Genomic DNA, 16,720 nt, shown 5'->3' on the forward strand with positions numbered 1-16,720 from the left:
CGGCGCAGACCACCAGCCCGACTCGGGCGCCGCTACCCCGCGCCCTCCGGTGGCACCCTGCACCCGCACCTCGTCGACTTCACCCCGACCTGAGGGCGTGGTCGCCTCGCCTGACGCAAACGGGGGCTCAGGCCCACATCGGCATCAGGCCTGTGTGGCGCCGATCCGCTCGGCGGCCGTCACGTCGGTCCGCTCCCCGACGCGTCCTCGGACGAACCACACGAGGACCAGGCCCGCGACGATGATGATGAAGCTGAACGACCCCGCGACGGTCAGCAGGGTGTTCTGGGTCCCGTTCGTGCCCACCTCGTCGATGCCACCCGTCGACAGCAGGACGAAGGGGTCGGTCAGCCCGTGGAGCACGATCGCCGGGATGATCGATCGCGTCACGCGCATCGTGAGGTACATGCAGACACCGAACCCGAAGGTGTAGGCCATCGTGACGCCCACGGTCGAGACCGCTTGACCGCTCAGCAGGTTGACCGAGTGGAGCGCCGCGAAGACCAACGAGGAGACGAGCGCCACGACCCGCTCCGAGTGACCCGCATCGCGCAGCATCTTGACGGCGATGCCGCGCGTCAGCACCTCCTCGACGAGTCCGACGAGCAACCCCGTCACGATCGTGAGGACGATGACGGCGATGCCGTACTTCCCGTAGTCCGGGCCGATCACGCGCAGCACGATCGGGATCGTCACGAGGAGCGGGCCGATCCACATCCACCGCGACCCACCGATCGGCTGCGGGCCGAAGATCTCGCGCGTCCAGCCCATCGCCCACAGGAAGACGCCGAGGACGACAGCGCCGACGATGAGCGCGAAGGTGACGTCGACGAAGACGCTGCCGACGGTCGTCAGCAGCTCCTCCTCACTCTGTCGGGCGAAGACCGTCGACGCGAGCAGGCCCGCGCCGAGGTAGATGGCAAGGTAGACGACGACGAGGGGCACGAGCCGCCAGAAGCCGCCCCGGTCGAAGAACGAGCGCAAACGGCCCCTGAGTGCTGTGGCTGAGACGTCGGACATGTGGACCTCAACTCCCCTGTCGCGCGATGAGGCTGACACGTCGGCGGGTCAGCGAGTCACCACGATCATCGCGCATCGCTTTGCTCGATGCCATGCGGGATCGTCACGCCGCGGCGCCCGCCTGCGCCATGCTCCCCACGTGACAGGGGAGGAACTGCGGCCCGCCGTGCGCGCCCGGACCGGCTGGGTGCTGGCCGGTGGGTAAGCCCCGAGGCCGCCGGTTCTACGAGAGGCACGGCTGGCGGCCGACCGGCGAGAGCAGCAGGAGCTCGTTCGCGCCCTGCCCCGAGCTCCTCGGCTACGCGCGCTCGCTCTGAGCACGCCTGACCGCCCAGGTCGAGTACGCATACGGACGCAGGCCACGACAGGGAGCCGAGAGGATGGCGGCCATGAGCGCGGCTGATTCGCAGGAGAGTCGGTGGGGACTCAGCCTGCCGTGGTGGTCACTGGCCATCGGCGTCCTGACGACGGTGTTCCTCGTCGGTCTGACCTTCGCGCTGCTCGTCCTGCACGCCCTGACCTACGGGTTCACCTCTGTCGCCGGTCTCGGTTCGGTCGACGAGCCGGACGTCGGCCGCTACGAGCTGGTGCTGGCGATCGGCATCGGTGTCAACGTCTTCGGCGCACTGGGCCTGTCGCGACTGGCCCTCCGGACGCGGGCCGCCGCGTGGCCCCGGGTGCTGACGGCTCTGCTGATCGCCGCGGTCACCGGTCTGCTGGCCACGGCCGGGATGTTGGCCGTCCTGGGGATCGACCCGCGGCTGCTCGTCGACGGCGTCTGACGCCGGAGCACGGCCAGCGTCAGCCCTGGGGGTCGCCGGCCTCGCGGCTCTCCGCGGCCGCGGCATCGTCGCGCCCGGCGGCGCGTCGGTCTCGGTGGGCGCGGACGACGGCGATGACGAGGCAGGCCACCATGCCGAGGAGGAAGAGCGGCAGGGCCGCCAGGTAGCCGAGGAAGAGGACGGCGTCCGAGGGTGCCGGGGCGCAGCCGAAGCCGAGACCGGTGCACTGCCCCGAGGCGTTGTAGTCGGGGAGGGTCAGGTGCAGCACGAGCACGAGGACTGCCGGGACGACCCAGAGCAGGCCGAGCGCGATGATGTACGGGCGAACGCTGCGTGGCTCCACGCCCCCAGCCTCGCCCATGACCGCCAGTCGCGCATCGTCGCCCCTACTCAGTGCCGCCGACTACCGCCTCGCCTCGCCTCGAGGTCACCGGAAATCCGCCAAGAACCGGTTGCACAGGGACATCCGGGTCGCGGGGAGGGTCCGTGGGACCCCGCGGAGCGCTAGCGCCTCATCCGCGCCAGGGTGCCCGAGCTCGTCGCCCTCGGCGCGACCGCCGTGCGCGAGGAGACCCTTGGGTGCGGAGTCAGGTCCGCGTGTCCGACCCACGCACCCATGGCCCGGTCGCGCCGCGCTCAGAGGCGCGCGATGACCTCGTCCAGCATCGCCTCGGTGAGCTTGCCCGTGAAGGTGTTCTGCTGGCTCACGTGGTAGCTGCCGACGAGGCGCACCTGCCGCCCGGCGGCGGTCGCCAGCACGGCCTCGGCGCCGTGGCCGAACCTCGGCTTGGGTCTCGGCACGTTCCATCCGCGGCGGCGGGCTGCCCCGAGTGCCGCGTCCCAGGCGATGGACCCGAGGGCGAGCATCGAGCGCAGCCGCGGCTCGGAGAGCTCGAGGTCCCGGTCGAGCCACGCCGCGCACGTTGCCTTCTCCTCGGTCGTGGGCTTGTTGGCGGGCGGGGCGCACCGGACGGCGGCGACGATGCGCAGGCCCGTCAGCACGAGCCCGTCGCCCGAGGCCACCGACATCGGCTGGCTCGCGTACCCACCCCGGTGGAGGGCGGCGTACAACCAGTCGCCGGAGCGGTCGCCCGTGAACATCCGACCGGTCCGGTTGGTGCCGTTGGCCGCCGGAGCGAGGCCGACGACGAGCACCTCCGCGTCTAGGTCCCCGAAGGAGGGCCCGGGCCGCCCCCAGTACGGCTGGTCCGCGAACGCCGCGCGACGTCCCTCCGTCGCCACCGACTCGCGCCATCCGACGAGCCGCGGGCACGCGCGGCACACGCTGATGCGGGCATCGAGCTCGCGTATGCCGTCCGCACCCCGGGCGAGCCGGCGCACCTGCGCCGGGGTGGCCGCGACCGGCGTCTCGGGCGTCGCCGGGTCACCCGGCCAGCCCGAGCCCGCCGGCACCGGCGACAGGAAGAGGCCGCCGGTGACGGGGTGCTGGGCCGGGTTCGGCAGGTCGGCGGGGCACATGGTCCCACGCTAGGCCGCCGGAGCCCCGTCCGTCGGTTCCAGGGCTTGGTCCTGATCGGTGATCCGGCCCAGGGGTAGAGCGGCCGTCCACCCAGGGTGAGCTGCTTCTTGCCGTGACGATCGTCCCGAGTGACGAGCTCGCCGTCGTGAGCGCGCACCTCGGCGGCGAGCGCCGTCGTGCTGATGGATCGGGTTCGCATCGTGATGACCTCCTCGATCTCGACGCCCGGGTGGCGTCCACCTCGGACACGTCTCCCGGCGTGAGACGGTTCAGGGGTCGACAGAGTGAACCGGACGCGCCCGGCAGGCGTCTCTGGACGGTGGAGCACCACGTGAGGAGGTGGCTGCGGGATGCCGCTCGACGACGAGGCGGTCGCTGAGATCTACCGCGAGCACGGGCCGATGCTCCGACGCGTCGTCTGGCGCGCGACGAGCGACGCCAACCGGGTCGAGGACATCGTCCAGGAGGTCATCCTGCGCGTCTGGAAGCAGGCGCCCGAGGCCGACAACCTGCGCGCCTACCTCATCACGACCGCCCGCCACCTCATCGTCGACCAGCACCGTGCCGCCGGCCGGCGGCCCCAACAGGCGCAGCTCGTCGACCTGGCCGAGGCGGACTCCGCCCTCGACCGCGCCCTCGACCAGGTGCTCGTCGAGGAAGCCCTCGGCCGCCTCCAGACCAACCACCGTGAGATCGTGCGCTACCTCTACTTCGAACGCCTGACCGTCGCCGAGACATCCGTCCGCGTCGGGGTGCCCGAGGGCACCGTGAAGTCGCGGGCCTACTACGCCGTGCGCAACCTGCGCGTCATCCTCGACGAGATGGGAGTGACGAGATGACCACCGGATCGGACGACCTGCACGTGCTGCTCGGCGCGTACGTGCTCGGTGGCCTGTCCGACGACGACCACCGTGCCTTCAGCGAGCACCTGCGCGCGTGCCGGCAGTGCCAGACCGAGCTCGGCCAGGTCTCCGGGATGCCGCGTCTGCTCGACCTCGCCGGCCCCGAGGGTGGTCCGCACCTCAGCGACACCCCCGTCGCCGTGCCCGCTCCCCTCATGACCGACCACGACGACGAGCACCTCGTCACCCTGCTCGGCGAGGTCGGCCGACGCCGCCGCCGACGTCGCACGTGGATGTCCGTCGTGGCCGCCGCGGCCGCGGTCGTGCTCTTCGCCGCCGGCGCCTGGCTCGGTCCGCAGCTGCTGACATCGACCACGCCCACACTGCCGACGACGCATGTCGCGGCGGCCGCCGTCGCGGGCAGCCAGGTCCGCATCGACATCGCCCTCGTGACGCGCGGCTGGGGCACCCAGCTCGACGTCAACTGCGAGGACATGCCGACCGACGGTGAGCTGGCCCTCTGGGTCATCGACCGGAGCGGCAAGGCGACGAGCGCCGCGTCGTGGCGGGCGACGACCACCGGCTACTCCCGCGTCACCGGGGCGACGGCGCTGCGGCCCAACGAGATCAAGGCTCTCGAGGTGCGCACCGGCACCGGGCAGGTGCTCGCCTCGGCCCGCACCTGAGACCACGTGGGGCGATCACGTCGCCGTCCGGGGACACGCCTGAGGGCCCGGCTCGCGACTGATCAGGTCTGCGATCCCGGGCCCTGATGGCGGTTAACGTACCTCAACGGGCCAGCCGCCCAAGCGATTCGGGGTGTGGTGCGGGGCAGCCCCCCTGCCCCGCACCGTTTCCCCTGACACTCAGAGCCGCGCTCACGGTGGTTGATACACCGCAGACCTCACAACCCGGGCGGCAGCCGCGTCGCCGGTGGTGTCACCGAGACCGTCTTCCCGTCGATCGTGACCTCGCTGAGCCACATCGTCCGCCCGGGCACCTCCGAGCCGATCGAGTCGGGCGCCCACGCGTGGTAGACCATGAGCACGCGCCCGTCCTTCTCGAGGAGCGCGCAGTGGCCCGGGCCCGCCGCGACGTCGCTGCTCGTCAGCACCGGAGCGGGGTCCTTCGTGAACGGCCCGGTCGGGGACGCCGCGGTGGCGTGCCCCACGGCGTACCGGTCGCTGCCGTAGTCGTTGGCGGAGTAGAAGAGGTGGAAGACGCCGTCCCGCTCCCAGACGAAGGGCGCCTCGACGAGCTGACCCTCCCACGGGAGGTCCTGTCGGACCAGCCGCTTCGGTTCGCCCTCGAGTCGCAAGCCGTCGGCCGAGAGTCGCTGGACGGAGATCCACGTGTCCCTGCCGACCGCGTTGCCGTCGTTCTTCCAGTAGAGGTATGCCGTGCCGTCCGTCGCGACGAAGGGTGACGCGTCGATGGACCCGCCCTCGTCCTGCTCGCAGACGAGGGGTTTGGTGCTCGTGTCCCGGTAGGGGCCCTTGGGGTCGTCGGCGACGGCGAGACCGATGCACTGGAGGGCGGGGTCGGGCGCCATCGTCGTGTAGTACATGACCCACCGGTCACCGAAGCGGTGCGCCTCGGGCGCCCAGACCTTGCCGGGCGTCGTCCACGACGCGAGCTCGGGCAGGGCGTCACTGCCCTGGGTCCACGTCGTGAGATCGTCGCTGACGAGGGTCTGGACGTTCATCCCGTTGCCGTTCGTGGCGATGGCCACCCAGCCGTCGCCGTCCGGGAGGATCTGCGGGTCGGGGAAGTGGTTCGGCCAGACCGGGTTCGTCGCGGCCGGTGCTGCCTGCGTAACGGGGGTGGTCACGGTGCCTCCGGGGTTGGTGGACAGGCTGGTCGGGGTCCCGCCCCCGCAGCCGGCGAGGAGCACGGCTGCGAGGGCGACGGTCGGGGTGCGGGCGAGGACGCGCCTCATCCGGCGCCCGGGTCGGCCGGCCAGCTCGACGCGTAGAACCGCAGGTGGTCGACCGCCGCCGTGACGGCCGGGCTCGCACCACCGTGCGCGACGAGCCCGATGCGCGGGTGCGTGTCGGCGCGGAAGGTCCACGTCGCTCCCCACGTCCAGTGCACGCCGTCGCGGCTCGTGCCGGCCCGGTAGAGGTGCTCGCCGGCGGCGTTCCGGTGGTGGGCGAGGCGCAGCCACAGGGTCGGGGTCGAGGTGCCGATGACGGCACCCCCGTAGCTCGTCGGGCCGTCGGGCGCGCCCGGGTCGGCCGCGGTCTCCCGACCGAACTCGGTCTGGCGCGTGTTCCAGATCGCGACGTTCGAGAGGCGCGCGAAGTCGTCGTCGTCCTCGTAGGCGACGAGCCCGACCTGCTGGTAGTTGCGCACGGTGTCGACCCCGAGGTCGAGCGTCGTCTTCGCCTCGGCGATCCAGTCGCCGTCGCCCGGGGTGTCGTGGAGCAGCACGCTTGCGGTGTTGCCCCCACCGACGAGGTCGGACCCCTCGACCGGCCAGCGCAGGCTGCCCCCCGAGACGGTGACGGCCGGGTTGCGCCGCACCCACGTGAAGCCGGTGAGGCTGGGGTCGTCGAAGTCGTCGGACTCGAGCAGGGCGCCGGCGACGGGCACGGGAGCGAGGGACGTGGCATCCCGGGCGGCCGGGTTGACGACGACGTTGTCGACGACGGCGCGGCTGCTGCTGAGTCGCACCGGGGCGGCAGCCGGCGTGACGTCGCCGGGCACCGTCACGCGCGCGACGACGTCGGCGAGGTCGCTCTCGGTGACCTCTGCGGTCAGGTCGTCGGCCGTCGCCTCGACCGTCAGCGTGCGCCACGCCCCGGCAGGGAGGGGTGGCAGAGTGGTCGAGGACGAGCGCACGGTGCCGTCGCGGTCGACCTGGGCGGTCAGGCGTGAGCCCCTGGGGTCGAGCGAGACCTTGATCGACGGGTCGCGACCGAGCAGGACCCGCAGCGGCTCGGTGCCGCGGTGGTCGAGGCGCACGTGGAGCGGGCCGGTCGGCGCCGAGGCGGTCGTGGAGGCGGTGCCGTGGACGAGCGCCGTCCGGCCGGCCACCTGATCCGTCGGCCCTGCGTCCAGACCCCTGAAGCCGCTCGCAGACGGGTCGGTCGTCGTGATCCCGAGCCCGGAGGCCAGCGATGGCGCCGGCTGGGGCGTGTCCGACGGCCCGGCCCCGGCACGGGTGCGCGGCCAGCCGTCGACCCAGTCGAGGCGGTCGAGGAGCATCGGTCGACGGTTGATGCCGAAGGTCGTCGTCAGCCACGGGTTCGTCCGGTCGATCGCGTGGTAGGCGATGAAATCACGCCCCTCGGCATCCGTGACGACGGCGTGGTGACCGGCGCCGACGAAGCGGTTGCCGTTCTGCGTCAGGACCGTCGTGCCGCCGACGCGCGACGTGAGGAGCGAGGTGCCCTCGGCGTCGACGAACGGCCCGAGCGGCGACCGCGAGCGACCGGCGAAGACGGAGTAGCCGGTCGTCGGACCCGCGCAGCAGTTCGCGGCCGAGCCCATGAGGTAGTAGAAGTCGCCGTGGCGCACCACGTAGGACCCCTCGTAGCGGTTGTCGACGGCGACCTGCGTGGCCGGGCCGACCGGGGTCAGTCCGTCGGCCGACATCCTCGTCACCCAGAGGCCGCCGAAGTAGCTGCCGTAGTAGAGGTAGCGCTGGCCGGCGACGTCCGTGAAGCCCGCCGGGTCGAACGTCCAGAGGAACCCGCCACCCGACGCCGGCCGGGGTGGGACGGCCGGCGCGGGGGCGGGAGTCCAGGGACCTGCCGGGGTGGGCGCCGTCGCCGCACCGATCGCGGAGTCGTCACCGGGGTTGAGGGTCGTGTCCGTCACGGTGAAGTAGAGGACGTACCGGCCTGCGACATAGCGGACGTCGGGCGCCCACAGACCCGACGTCGCGGTTGCCCACGAGGGACGGTTGCCGGCGTCGAAGACCGTGCCGAGATACTCCCAGCTCGACCAGTCCCGGGTGCGCGCCAGGTGGATCGCGCCCGGAGCGTCACCCGCGCGCAGCGGGTCCGACGTCGCGTACGCGTACCACCAGCCGTCGCGTCCGCGGATGACGGACGGGTCGGCGAAGGTGTCCGAGAACGCGTCCGAGACCGCGTTGTCGTAGGTCGCTGGGGCCGCGGCGGACGGCATACGACCGGCGGACGCGGAGGCCTCAGGGACCGCGGCGCTCACGCCAACGGCAGCGAGGAACGCTGCGAGACAGGCGGTTCCGCGGCGAAAGGCTCGGCCACGCAGGAAGGTCAGGGGACGCATACGGACTCCTCAGCCCTTGACGCCGCTGCTGGCGACGCCCTCGATGACGTAGCGCTGCACGAAGACGTAGAGCGCGAGGACGGGGATCGCGGCGAGCATGGCGCCCGCCATGACCACGGGGTAGTCGATCGTGTACGCGCCCTGGAGGCGGCTCAGGCCGGCGGGAAGGGTGAGCCGCTCCGGCGAGAAGAGGACGTAGATCGGCCAGATGAAGTCGTTCCAGTTGGCGAGGTAGCTGAGCACGCCGAGCGTGACGAGCGCGGGCCGCGCGTTGGGCAGCACGATCGACCACCACGTGCGGAAGGGCCCGGCGCCGTCGAGCCTGGCGCTCTCCTCGAGCTCCCTGGGCAGGCCCAGGAAGAACTGCCGCATGAAGAAGACCCCGAACGCCCCCGCCGCCCCGGGCACGACGAGCGCCCAGATCTGGTCGAGCCAGCCGAGCTTGTCGAGGAGCAGGAAGTTCGGCATGAGGAAGATGAAGCCCGGCACGAACAGGGTGAGGATGATGGCGCCGAAGATCGCCTTCTTGAAGCGGAACTCCATGCGGGCCAGGGCGTAGCCGGCGAGCGAGCAGACGACGAGGACGAGCGCGGCGTGCATCGTCGCGGCTGCCATCGAGTTGAGGAACCACCGCAGCACCGGGCTCGCAGCGTCCTGGAAGAAGAGGACGTCGAAGGCGCGCAGGCTCCACTCGGACGGGAAGTACGTCGGCGGCACGGTGCGCGACTCGCTCTGCGACTTGAACGCCGTGAGCAGCACGAGCAGCAGCGGCCCGATGAAGATGACGCTGAGCACGCCCATGCCGAGCCAGAAGAGGGGTCCGTTGCGGCGCTTCACGACTTCTTCTCCCTCAGGGCCCAGACGTTGACGAGGGAGACGAGGGCGAGGAAGACCGCGAGCACGTAGCTCATCGCCGAGGCCTGGCCCATCCGGTACTGCGAGAGGCCGAGGTCGGTGATCTCCATGATCGCCGTGCGGGTCGAGTCGCCCGGTCCGCCCTTGGTGATGAGGTAGCTCTGGCCGAACATGTTGGCGCTGGCGAGCACCGTGGTGACGACGACGAAGACGAGCACGGGCCGCAAGCCGGGGATCGTGATGTAACGCAGCTTCTGCCAGGCGGTCGCTCCGTCGATCTCGGCGGCCTCGTAGTGCTCGGCCGGGATGTCGGCGAGGCCTGCGAGGTAGATGACGGCGTTGAAGCCGATGGTCCACCAGACGGTGACGGCCGCGAGCGAGATCCACGCCCACGGCTGCTCGGTCGTCCACGCCGTGTCGCCCGGCAGGCCGAGCGCGGAGAGCACACCGTTGACCATGCCGAACGACGGGTCGAGCAGGTAGCGCCACATGAGGCCGACGACAGCGACCCCGAGCACGAACGGTGCGAAGAAGACCGCCCGGAAGAACGTGCGTCCGGGGAACCGACGATTGAGCAGGATCGCGAGCAGCAGCGGCAGCACGACGAGGAACGGCACGCTGATGACCACGAAGATGCCGGTCGCCTTCATGCCGTTCCAGAACGGCTCGAACTGCGGCGACCCGCTGTCGAAGAGGTCGGCGTAGTTCTGGCCCCCCACGAACGGCTTTTTGGGCAGCAGGAAGTCCCAGTCGTGCAAGGAGATCCAGATGCCGAGGAGGCCTGGGACGGCGACGAAGGTGATGAAGAGGAGCAGGAAGGGCGACAGGAAGAGGTAGGGCGTCCACCGGGACCCGTGGATGCCGGATGTCGCTCCCCGGGAGCGACGCGCACCCGGCGCAGGCGTCGCTCCCGAAGGCGGTCTCGTGGGCTGTGTCGTCGTCACAGCCATGGCGTCAGCCGCCGTACTTCTTGGCGTTGGCCTCGAGGATCTTCGTCGCGCGGCCGGCTGCTTCGGACAGCACCGTCTTCGGGTCCTGCCCGCCGAGCACCGCGGCGTTGACGGCCTTGTCGAACTCCGGCATGGCGTCGCCGATGCCGGCGACGGCCGGCGTGAAGTGCAGGTCGTCGATCTGGCTGGCGAGCGTCGCCTGCTCGGTCAGGGCCTTGAACTCGGCCGACTCGCGGACGGAGTTGCGGGCCGGCACCTGGCCGCCCTTGGCCCACTCGAGGCTCTTCGTGCTGATCCAGTTGAGGAAGACACGGGCCGCGACCTGCTTGTTCGGGTCGGGCGTGCGCATCGTCGGCAGGACGAACTGGTGGGAGCCGGCCCAGGCGGCCTTGGTGCCACCGATGTCGGGCAGCGGCGCCACGCCCCACTGCAGGCCGGACTTCTCCTTGAGGGTGTTGATCGTCCAGATGCCGTTCCAGTTGAAGGCGGTCTTGCCGTTCTGGAGCGCGACGATGTCGGCGTCCTGGGCGATCTTCCCGGCCGAGTATCCCTTCGTGACGAGGTCCTGGAACCACGTGAGCGCCTTGACGCCGGCGTCGTCGGCCCAGAGCACCTGCTTGCCGTCGTCGGAGAAGAGCGAGCCGCCGAACTGGTAGATGAGCGACTGGATCGACAGGCCGCCGGTGAAGGGGAACGGGCTGGCCCAGTGGCCCTCGATGCCCTTGCCCTTCATCGTCTCGAGGGCCGCCATGTAGTCGTCGGCCGTCATCGGCGGCTTCTCGGGGTCGAGGCCGCCCTGCTCCATGACGCTCTTGTTGTAGAAGAAGCCGAGCGGGTGCACGTCGAGCGGGATCGAGTAGCGCTTGCCGTTGTAGACGCCGGCCTTCCACGGCACGGGCGCGAAGTCGCTCTCGTCGAGCTTGAGGGCGGTGGCGACGTCGTCGAGCGGCTGGACGACGTTGCGTGCGGCGTTCGTCGCGACCGAGTCGACGTGCATGATGCCGATGTCGGGGCCCTTGCCGGCCGCGACGGCGGCCGGGAGCTTGGCGTAGTAGTCGGCCCACTGCATCGTGTTCATGCTGACGGCGATGTTGGCGTGCTCCGTGTTGAACTGGTCGACGAGGCGCTTCATGTACGGGCCGTCGCCACCGGTGAAGCCGTTCCAGAACTGGAGGGCCACCTTCGGGCCGCTGTAGCCGGTCGCTCCCCCGCCGGCCGACACGGCAGGAGCCTGGCCGGGGACGCCGCTCGAGCCGGAGCCGCACGCGGCGAGGCCGGCGACGCCGGCGATCCCGAGCGCTCCCGACAGGATCGTGCGCCGCGAGAGCGGGGTGAGGGGTGACTGCGGGCGGGGCGTGGTGTTCGTCATTGAACGGTCCCTTCGGTGAGGCGGATGCAGTGCCAGGAGGTGGGCGGCAGGGTTGCCGTGAGGGTGGTGCCGGTGGTGACGTCGACCGCGGCGTCCCCGGGGCGCGGGGTCACCCGGTCGGGGTGGTCCTCGGTGTTCGTGGCCGAGGGATCGTCGTCGTGCACCTGCAGGTGCTCGACGAGGGCGTATGCCGTGGGGTGGCCCCCCACGGCGGCCGCGACGTCGAGCGTCAGCTCGGCCGTCTCGGTGCGGCTCCGGTTGACGACGAAGACGGTGAGGTCTCCGGTGTCGGGGTCGTGGGTCGCGGTGACGACGAGCGCGTCGACGGGCCCGAAGGCCTGGGTCGGGGTGGCGTCGCAGACGACGGCGGGGCGCAGCACGGTGCCACGGGCATACCTCGCCGTGAGCGCGAAGGGGTGGAAGATCGTCTGCTTCCACGCGGCGCCGCCGGGGCGGGTGGCGATCGGGGCGATGACGTTGACGAGCTGCGCCTGGCAGGCCATCGAGACGCGGTCGGTGTGCTGGAGCAGGGTGATGAGCAGGCTCCCCACGACGACGGCGTCGGTGACGTCGTAGACGTCCTCGATGAGCTCGGGCGCCTCGCGGATCTCGAGCGAGCTCTCGCCGTGGAAGCGGTCCTGGAACCACACGTTCCACTCGTCGAAGGAGACCATGATCCGCTTGTCGGAGCCCCTGACCGCGGCGACGTGGTCGGCCGTCGCGACGACCGACTCGATGAAGCGGTGCATGTCCTCGCCGCTCGCGAGGAAGGACTCGACGTCGCCGTCGACGGGCTCGTAGTAGGCGTGCGCCGAGATGTGGTCGACGAGGTCGAAGCAGCGCTCGAGCACGACCCGCTCCCACGTGCCGAAGGTGGGCATGCCGCGGTTGGACGAGCCGCAGGCGACGAGCTCGAGGCCGGGGTCGACCCGGCGCATGGCGCGCGCGGCCTCCTCGGCGACCCGGGCGTACTCCTCGGCCGTCTTGTGGCCCATCTGCCACGGACCGTCCATCTCGTTGCCGAGGCACCAGACGCGGATGTCGTGGGGCTCCGTGTGGCCGTTCTTGGCGCGCCGGTCGGGCCACGACGTGCCGGTCTCGGCATTGCAGTAGAGGAGCAGGTCGATGGCCTCCTGGACGCCGCGCGTGCCGAGGTTGACCGCCATCATCGGCTCGACGCCGACGCCGCGGGCCCAGTCGACGAAGTCGTCGGTGCCGACCTGGTTGGTCTCGACGGAGCGCCAGGCGAGGTCGAGCTGGGTGGGGCGGTCGGCCTTGGGCCCGACGCCGTCCTCCCAGCGGTAGTTCGAGACGAAGTTGCCGCCCGGGTAACGCACGACGGTGACCCCGAGCTCGCGGACGAGGTGCGCGACGTCGGTGCGGAAGCCCAGCTCGTCGGAGTCGGGGTGGTCCGGCTCGTAGATGCCGGTGTAGACGCACCGGCCCATGTGCTCGACGAAGGACCCGAACGTCCTCGGCCGCACGGGGCCCACCGTGTAGGCGGGGTCCAGCCGCACCGTCGCTCGTCCCATGCGGTCCTCCTTGACCGTCGGTGTTCGGGTCGCACCGTCTTTGCAACGGTTACCCATTTGCGTCTGGCCTGAAAATTACAACGGTTACCGAAAAGTGTCCAGAGGTGTCCGGAGGTCATCACGCCACGCGTCGGCGGGCGCTAGCCTGTTCCTCGACGGGGGCCCACCGAGGGCCCACCGGGGCCCACCGAGGGCCCACCGGGGGCCATCGGAAGCCCACAGGGCATTCAGGGCATTCAGGGGCCGGCAGGGCTCCGCACGGACGGAGGCACGGTTGGCGGCGCGGCTGCGGGACGTGGCGGAGCGTGCGGGAGTGTCGGTCAAGACCGCCTCCAACGTGCTCAACCACCATCCCCACGTGAAGGCGAGCACGCGCGAGCGCGTCGAGGCCGCGATGGCCGAGCTGCACTACCGGCCCAACCTCTCGGCGCGCAGCCTCAAGCACGGTCGCGCCGGGTTCCTCGCCCTCGCCGTGCCGGCGATGGACTCCCCCTACTTCGCCGAGCTCGCGGCTCGCATCACCGAGGAGGCAGCCACCCTGGGCTTCATCGTCCTGCTCGACGTGACGGGCGGCGATGCCGACGCCGAGCGGGTCGTCCTCGAGGGGATGCGGTCGCACGTCATCGACGGCGTCATCTTCTCGCCACTCGCCCTGTCCCCCGACGAGATCAGCCGACGGGCCGACAGCCTGCCGATGGTGCTGCTGGGCGAACGTCCCGTCCCCACCGGCTTCGACCACATCGCGGTCGACTCCGTCGCAGCCGCGCGCGCCGCCACGGAACACCTTGTGGCACAAGGGCGCCGACGCATCGCTGCCGTCGGGCGCGAGACGACGAGGGGCACTGCGTCCATGCGCCTGCGCGGCTACCGCCAGGCCCTCAAGGCGGCCGGGCTCGCCTACGACGCCGACCTCGTCATCGGCGTGCCCCACTTCGAGCGCGCCGACGGCCACGCCGCGATGCAACGGCTGCTCGCGCTGCCCGAGCCTCCCGACGCCGTCTTCTGCTTCAACGACCTCATGGCCATCGGGGCCCTGCGCGCCTGCGTCGAGGCCGGCGTGGACGTGCCGGGCGAGGTCGCCATCGTCGGGTTCGACGACATCGCCGAGACCCGCTACTCCAACCCGACGGTCACGACGATCTCGCCTGACCTCACCGCCCTGGCGCGTGCCGCGCTCGAGCTGCTGTCACGCCGCATCGACGGCGACCACGGTGACGCCGAGGAGGTCGAGGTGGCGTGGACGCTCGAGGCGCGCGAGACGACGCTCGGGGTCCCGGCCCGCCAGCACCGTGAGACGTCGGCGCCGGACTGAGGCGACCGTTCAGCCGACCGGGTCCGACGCCGGCGCAACGGGTTCGGCGAGGGCGGCGGCGGGCGCGGCAAACGGTGGCTGCACCGGGAGCGTCACGCGGTAGGTCCGGGTGACACTCGTGCCGACACAGGCCCTCGCGGCCTGGCCGACGCCGCTCGAGGTCGCCGTGTAGCTGGCCGTGACGTCTGCCGTGACGACCTTCGCGGAGGAGAAGGCGGGCACGAGGACGCGCACGGCCGTGTAGTCGCGCACGGACGCCGCGAGACGGTCCTGGCGGTAGAAGGACGAGTAGGCGCCGGTGTTGACGGGGTAGCCGACGTCGGCGCCGACCGCCGCCACCGTGACGGAGACGGAGCAGACCGGCGCATCCGTCGTCCACGGGATCCGCACCCACGACTGCTGTCCGGCGACGACGGCTCCCAGCGCCCGAGTGACGGGGCGCAGGCCGGTGGAGACGCCGGCGTCGACGAGGTCGCTCTCGGGGACGAGCGTCGTGACCGGTGCGGCCGGCACGTTGCTCACCGGTGCCGCGACGCGAGGCGTCGGCGTGGTTGCCGGGCCCATCGACTGGGCGCCGAGGACGACGGCGCCGGCACCCACCGCGACCAGGGCGACCCTGCCGAGCAGCGTCCGGCGTGGGGCCTGGGCGGGGGCAGACATGGGCGGTCCTCCGGGGACGGTCGGTCAGCAGTGGCGCCGGGACCGGCGCCACGACCCCAGTGTGTCGACGCCGCCGCAAGGCCGGGCGCCGGAAGCAGCAGGAATCCCGCAAGGTCGGCGCAAGAGCAGCTGGTCGCGCGGTGAGCGCCTCCGTCAGCCGCCGGATCCCGCTGCGCGTGCCGCCAGCTCCACCCTCTCGCGATGGGCGGCCCAGTCAGCGGCGTCGTCGCTCGTCGAGACGGCGCCGTCGCCGACGACGCCGTCGACCTGCTCCCGGAGGATGTCCGCGTGGCCGACGTGGCGGCTGGTCTCGGTGAGGACGTGCACCATGAGGTTGAAGAGCATGACGTCCGGTCGCGGCCACCACGGGACGTGGCCGGGGGCGTCGATCGGAAGCGCCTCGATCGTCGCGTCGGCATGGGCGCAGGCACGGCGGTAGCGCTCGACGACCTCGGTCCGCGACTCGTCCGCCTTGACCCACAGCTGGTCGCGGCTCACGAAACCCGGGTCGTCGAACTGGGGCAGCGGCTCGGGGAAGGGCCGTCCCACGATGCCGCCGAGGTAGCGCGCCTCGGACAGCGTGAGGTGCTTGACGAGTCCGAGCAGGTTGGTGCCCGTCGTCGTCAGTGGCCGGCGCGCGTCGTACTCCGAGACCCCGTCGAGCTGCTGCAGCAGGGACGTCCGGACCCATCGCAGGTTGTCGTGGAGGTATGCCTTGGCGACGTCGTCGATCACGGACCCAGCCTCGCACGCAGGCCGGCCGCGCACCCGCCGTGCGGCGCGGTCACACGGACCGGAAGAACCTCAGGTAGAGGGCCCCGAACACGAGGACGATGCCCACGTTGACCATGAGCCGCGCCCACGCGTGGTCCCTGAAGAAGAGGACGTCGACGGCCACGACCACGGCCACCATGACGAGCGCGTAGAGCACGCCGAGCCAAGGCCTTCCCATCCCCCAGTCCTACTCCCGATGTCCGCCGAAAGCCATGAGGTATGCCGTGAGCTCGGCCGGGTGCGAGAGCGCGGCCAGGTGCCCGCCGGGCACGACGTCGAGCTCGAGTCCCAGCCGCTCGCGGGCCACCCGACGTTGGAGGTCGACCGGGAAGAAGCGGTCGTCGGCACCGGCGACGACACGGGTCGGCACGTCGGGCCATGCGTCGATGGCGCACGGTGTCTCGAAGGCGCGCTCGGCCTCGGGTCGCTGGTGCTCCTCGCCGCTCGCCGCGACCGCGGGGTCGACGTCGTGGAGGAAGTAGGTGTCGAGGTCGATCTCCTCGGTCCACCCACCCGCGCGGGCCGCCGCGACCCGCGCCTCCTCGGACCGCACGGCGTCCCACCATCGGCCCGCGGTCTCGCCGGGGAGCGGGACCATGGCGTTGAGCAGCACGATTCCGGCAACCGGCCGCCGCGCCGCGACCATCGGCACCGTGAAGCCGCCCATGGACTGGCCGACGACCACGACGTCGTCACGCCCCTCGACCGCGGAGGTCACGAGGGCGGCATACTCCGGCAGCCCGGCGTCCGGGTCGTCGGCGGGCAGGTCGACGGCGACGGCCTCGTGGCCGGCCTCCTCGAGGAGCGGCACGACCCGGTGCCAGTACCAGGCGGCGCCGCCGGCGCCGGGGACGAGCGCGAATGTGGTCACTGTCCACATGCTAGCC

Annotated in this window: 17 protein-coding genes; 4 read left to right on the top strand and 13 right to left on the bottom strand. The window is 71.6% G+C overall.

Going from position 1 to position 16,720, the window contains the following annotated elements:
• Positions 1-144: 144 nt before the first annotated feature.
• Complete coding sequence (locus NR112_RS04865) at positions 145-1,020, bottom strand: CPBP family intramembrane glutamic endopeptidase (RefSeq protein ID WP_256792862.1); 876 nt, start codon at positions 1,018-1,020, stop codon at positions 145-147.
• 389 nt (positions 1,021-1,409) lie between these two features.
• Here NR112_RS04865 and NR112_RS04870 point away from each other — a divergent pair, with 389 nt between their 5' ends.
• Positions 1,410-1,802, top strand: a complete 393-nt coding sequence (locus tag NR112_RS04870) for a hypothetical protein (protein WP_256792863.1) — start codon at positions 1,410-1,412, stop codon at positions 1,800-1,802.
• A gap of 19 nt (positions 1,803-1,821) precedes the next feature.
• On the opposite strand, the gene NR112_RS04875 is transcribed toward NR112_RS04870, so the two are convergent.
• Entirely contained in the window at positions 1,822-2,145 is a 324-nt protein-coding gene (locus NR112_RS04875; protein WP_256792864.1) for a hypothetical protein, read from the bottom strand.
• 293 nt (positions 2,146-2,438) lie between these two features.
• On the bottom strand, positions 2,439-3,281 hold the full coding sequence (locus NR112_RS04880) for a uracil-DNA glycosylase (protein WP_256792865.1): 843 nt from the start codon (positions 3,279-3,281) through the stop codon (positions 2,439-2,441).
• Positions 3,282-3,632: 351 nt separating this feature from the next.
• On the opposite strand from NR112_RS04880, the gene NR112_RS04885 reads away from it, so the two are divergent.
• A complete protein-coding gene (locus tag NR112_RS04885; RefSeq protein WP_256792866.1) occupies positions 3,633-4,121 on the top strand; it encodes a sigma-70 family RNA polymerase sigma factor in 489 nt (162 codons plus the stop codon).
• Positions 4,118-4,810, top strand: coding sequence for a zf-HC2 domain-containing protein (locus NR112_RS04890; protein ID WP_256792867.1), 693 nt, complete (start codon positions 4,118-4,120; stop codon positions 4,808-4,810). The genes NR112_RS04885 and NR112_RS04890 overlap by 4 nt, the downstream gene beginning before the upstream one ends.
• A gap of 218 nt (positions 4,811-5,028) precedes the next feature.
• Here the strand turns inward: NR112_RS04890 and NR112_RS04895 are convergent, their stop codons facing one another.
• Genes NR112_RS04895 through NR112_RS04920 form a run of 6 tightly spaced genes read right to left on the bottom strand, consistent with a single transcriptional unit; the run spans position 5,029 to position 13,087 of the window.
• Positions 5,029-6,063 (bottom strand): glycoside hydrolase family 43 protein, encoded by a 1,035-nt coding sequence (locus tag NR112_RS04895; protein WP_256792868.1) that lies wholly within the window; start codon positions 6,061-6,063, stop codon positions 5,029-5,031.
• Positions 6,060-8,381 carry a family 43 glycosylhydrolase gene (locus NR112_RS04900; protein WP_256792869.1) on the bottom strand — a complete coding sequence of 774 codons (2,322 nt, stop codon included), beginning with the start codon at positions 8,379-8,381 and terminating at the stop codon, positions 6,060-6,062. The genes NR112_RS04895 and NR112_RS04900 overlap by 4 nt, the downstream gene beginning before the upstream one ends.
• 9 nt (positions 8,382-8,390) lie before the next feature.
• A complete protein-coding gene (locus tag NR112_RS04905; protein ID WP_256792870.1) occupies positions 8,391-9,218 on the bottom strand; it encodes a carbohydrate ABC transporter permease in 828 nt (275 codons plus the stop codon).
• Positions 9,215-10,186, bottom strand: coding sequence for a carbohydrate ABC transporter permease (locus NR112_RS04910; protein ID WP_256792871.1), 972 nt, complete (start codon positions 10,184-10,186; stop codon positions 9,215-9,217). The genes NR112_RS04905 and NR112_RS04910 overlap by 4 nt, the downstream gene beginning before the upstream one ends.
• A gap of 4 nt (positions 10,187-10,190) precedes the next feature.
• Entirely contained in the window at positions 10,191-11,555 is a 1,365-nt protein-coding gene (locus NR112_RS04915) for an ABC transporter substrate-binding protein (protein WP_256792872.1), read from the bottom strand.
• Positions 11,552-13,087: an alpha-N-arabinofuranosidase gene (locus tag NR112_RS04920; RefSeq protein ID WP_256792873.1), complete on the bottom strand. Its 1,536-nt coding sequence runs from the start codon at positions 13,085-13,087 to the stop codon at positions 11,552-11,554. The genes NR112_RS04915 and NR112_RS04920 overlap by 4 nt, the downstream gene beginning before the upstream one ends.
• A gap of 295 nt (positions 13,088-13,382) precedes the next feature.
• On the opposite strand from NR112_RS04920, the gene NR112_RS04925 reads away from it, so the two are divergent.
• On the top strand, positions 13,383-14,399 hold the full coding sequence (locus NR112_RS04925; RefSeq protein WP_256792874.1) for a LacI family DNA-binding transcriptional regulator: 1,017 nt from the start codon (positions 13,383-13,385) through the stop codon (positions 14,397-14,399).
• Between the two features lie 9 nt (positions 14,400-14,408).
• Here the strand turns inward: NR112_RS04925 and NR112_RS04930 are convergent, their stop codons facing one another.
• The 4 genes from NR112_RS04930 to NR112_RS04945 all read right to left on the bottom strand — a co-directional run bounded on the left by NR112_RS04930 (position 14,409) and on the right by NR112_RS04945 (position 16,704).
• On the bottom strand, positions 14,409-15,059 hold the full coding sequence (locus NR112_RS04930) for a hypothetical protein (RefSeq protein ID WP_256792875.1): 651 nt from the start codon (positions 15,057-15,059) through the stop codon (positions 14,409-14,411).
• Between the two features lie 153 nt (positions 15,060-15,212).
• On the bottom strand, positions 15,213-15,794 hold the full coding sequence (locus NR112_RS04935; RefSeq protein WP_256792876.1) for a DinB family protein: 582 nt from the start codon (positions 15,792-15,794) through the stop codon (positions 15,213-15,215).
• A gap of 49 nt (positions 15,795-15,843) precedes the next feature.
• Positions 15,844-16,011: a hypothetical protein gene (locus NR112_RS04940; protein WP_256792877.1), complete on the bottom strand. Its 168-nt coding sequence runs from the start codon at positions 16,009-16,011 to the stop codon at positions 15,844-15,846.
• Positions 16,012-16,020: 9 nt separating this feature from the next.
• Positions 16,021-16,704 (bottom strand): alpha/beta fold hydrolase, encoded by a 684-nt coding sequence (locus tag NR112_RS04945; protein WP_256792878.1) that lies wholly within the window; start codon positions 16,702-16,704, stop codon positions 16,021-16,023.
• Between the last annotated feature and the right edge of the window lie 16 nt (positions 16,705-16,720).

This window comes from Terrabacter sp. Ter38 (genome assembly GCF_024519435.1).
Taxonomy (GTDB): Bacteria; Actinomycetota; Actinomycetes; order Actinomycetales; family Dermatophilaceae; genus Terrabacter.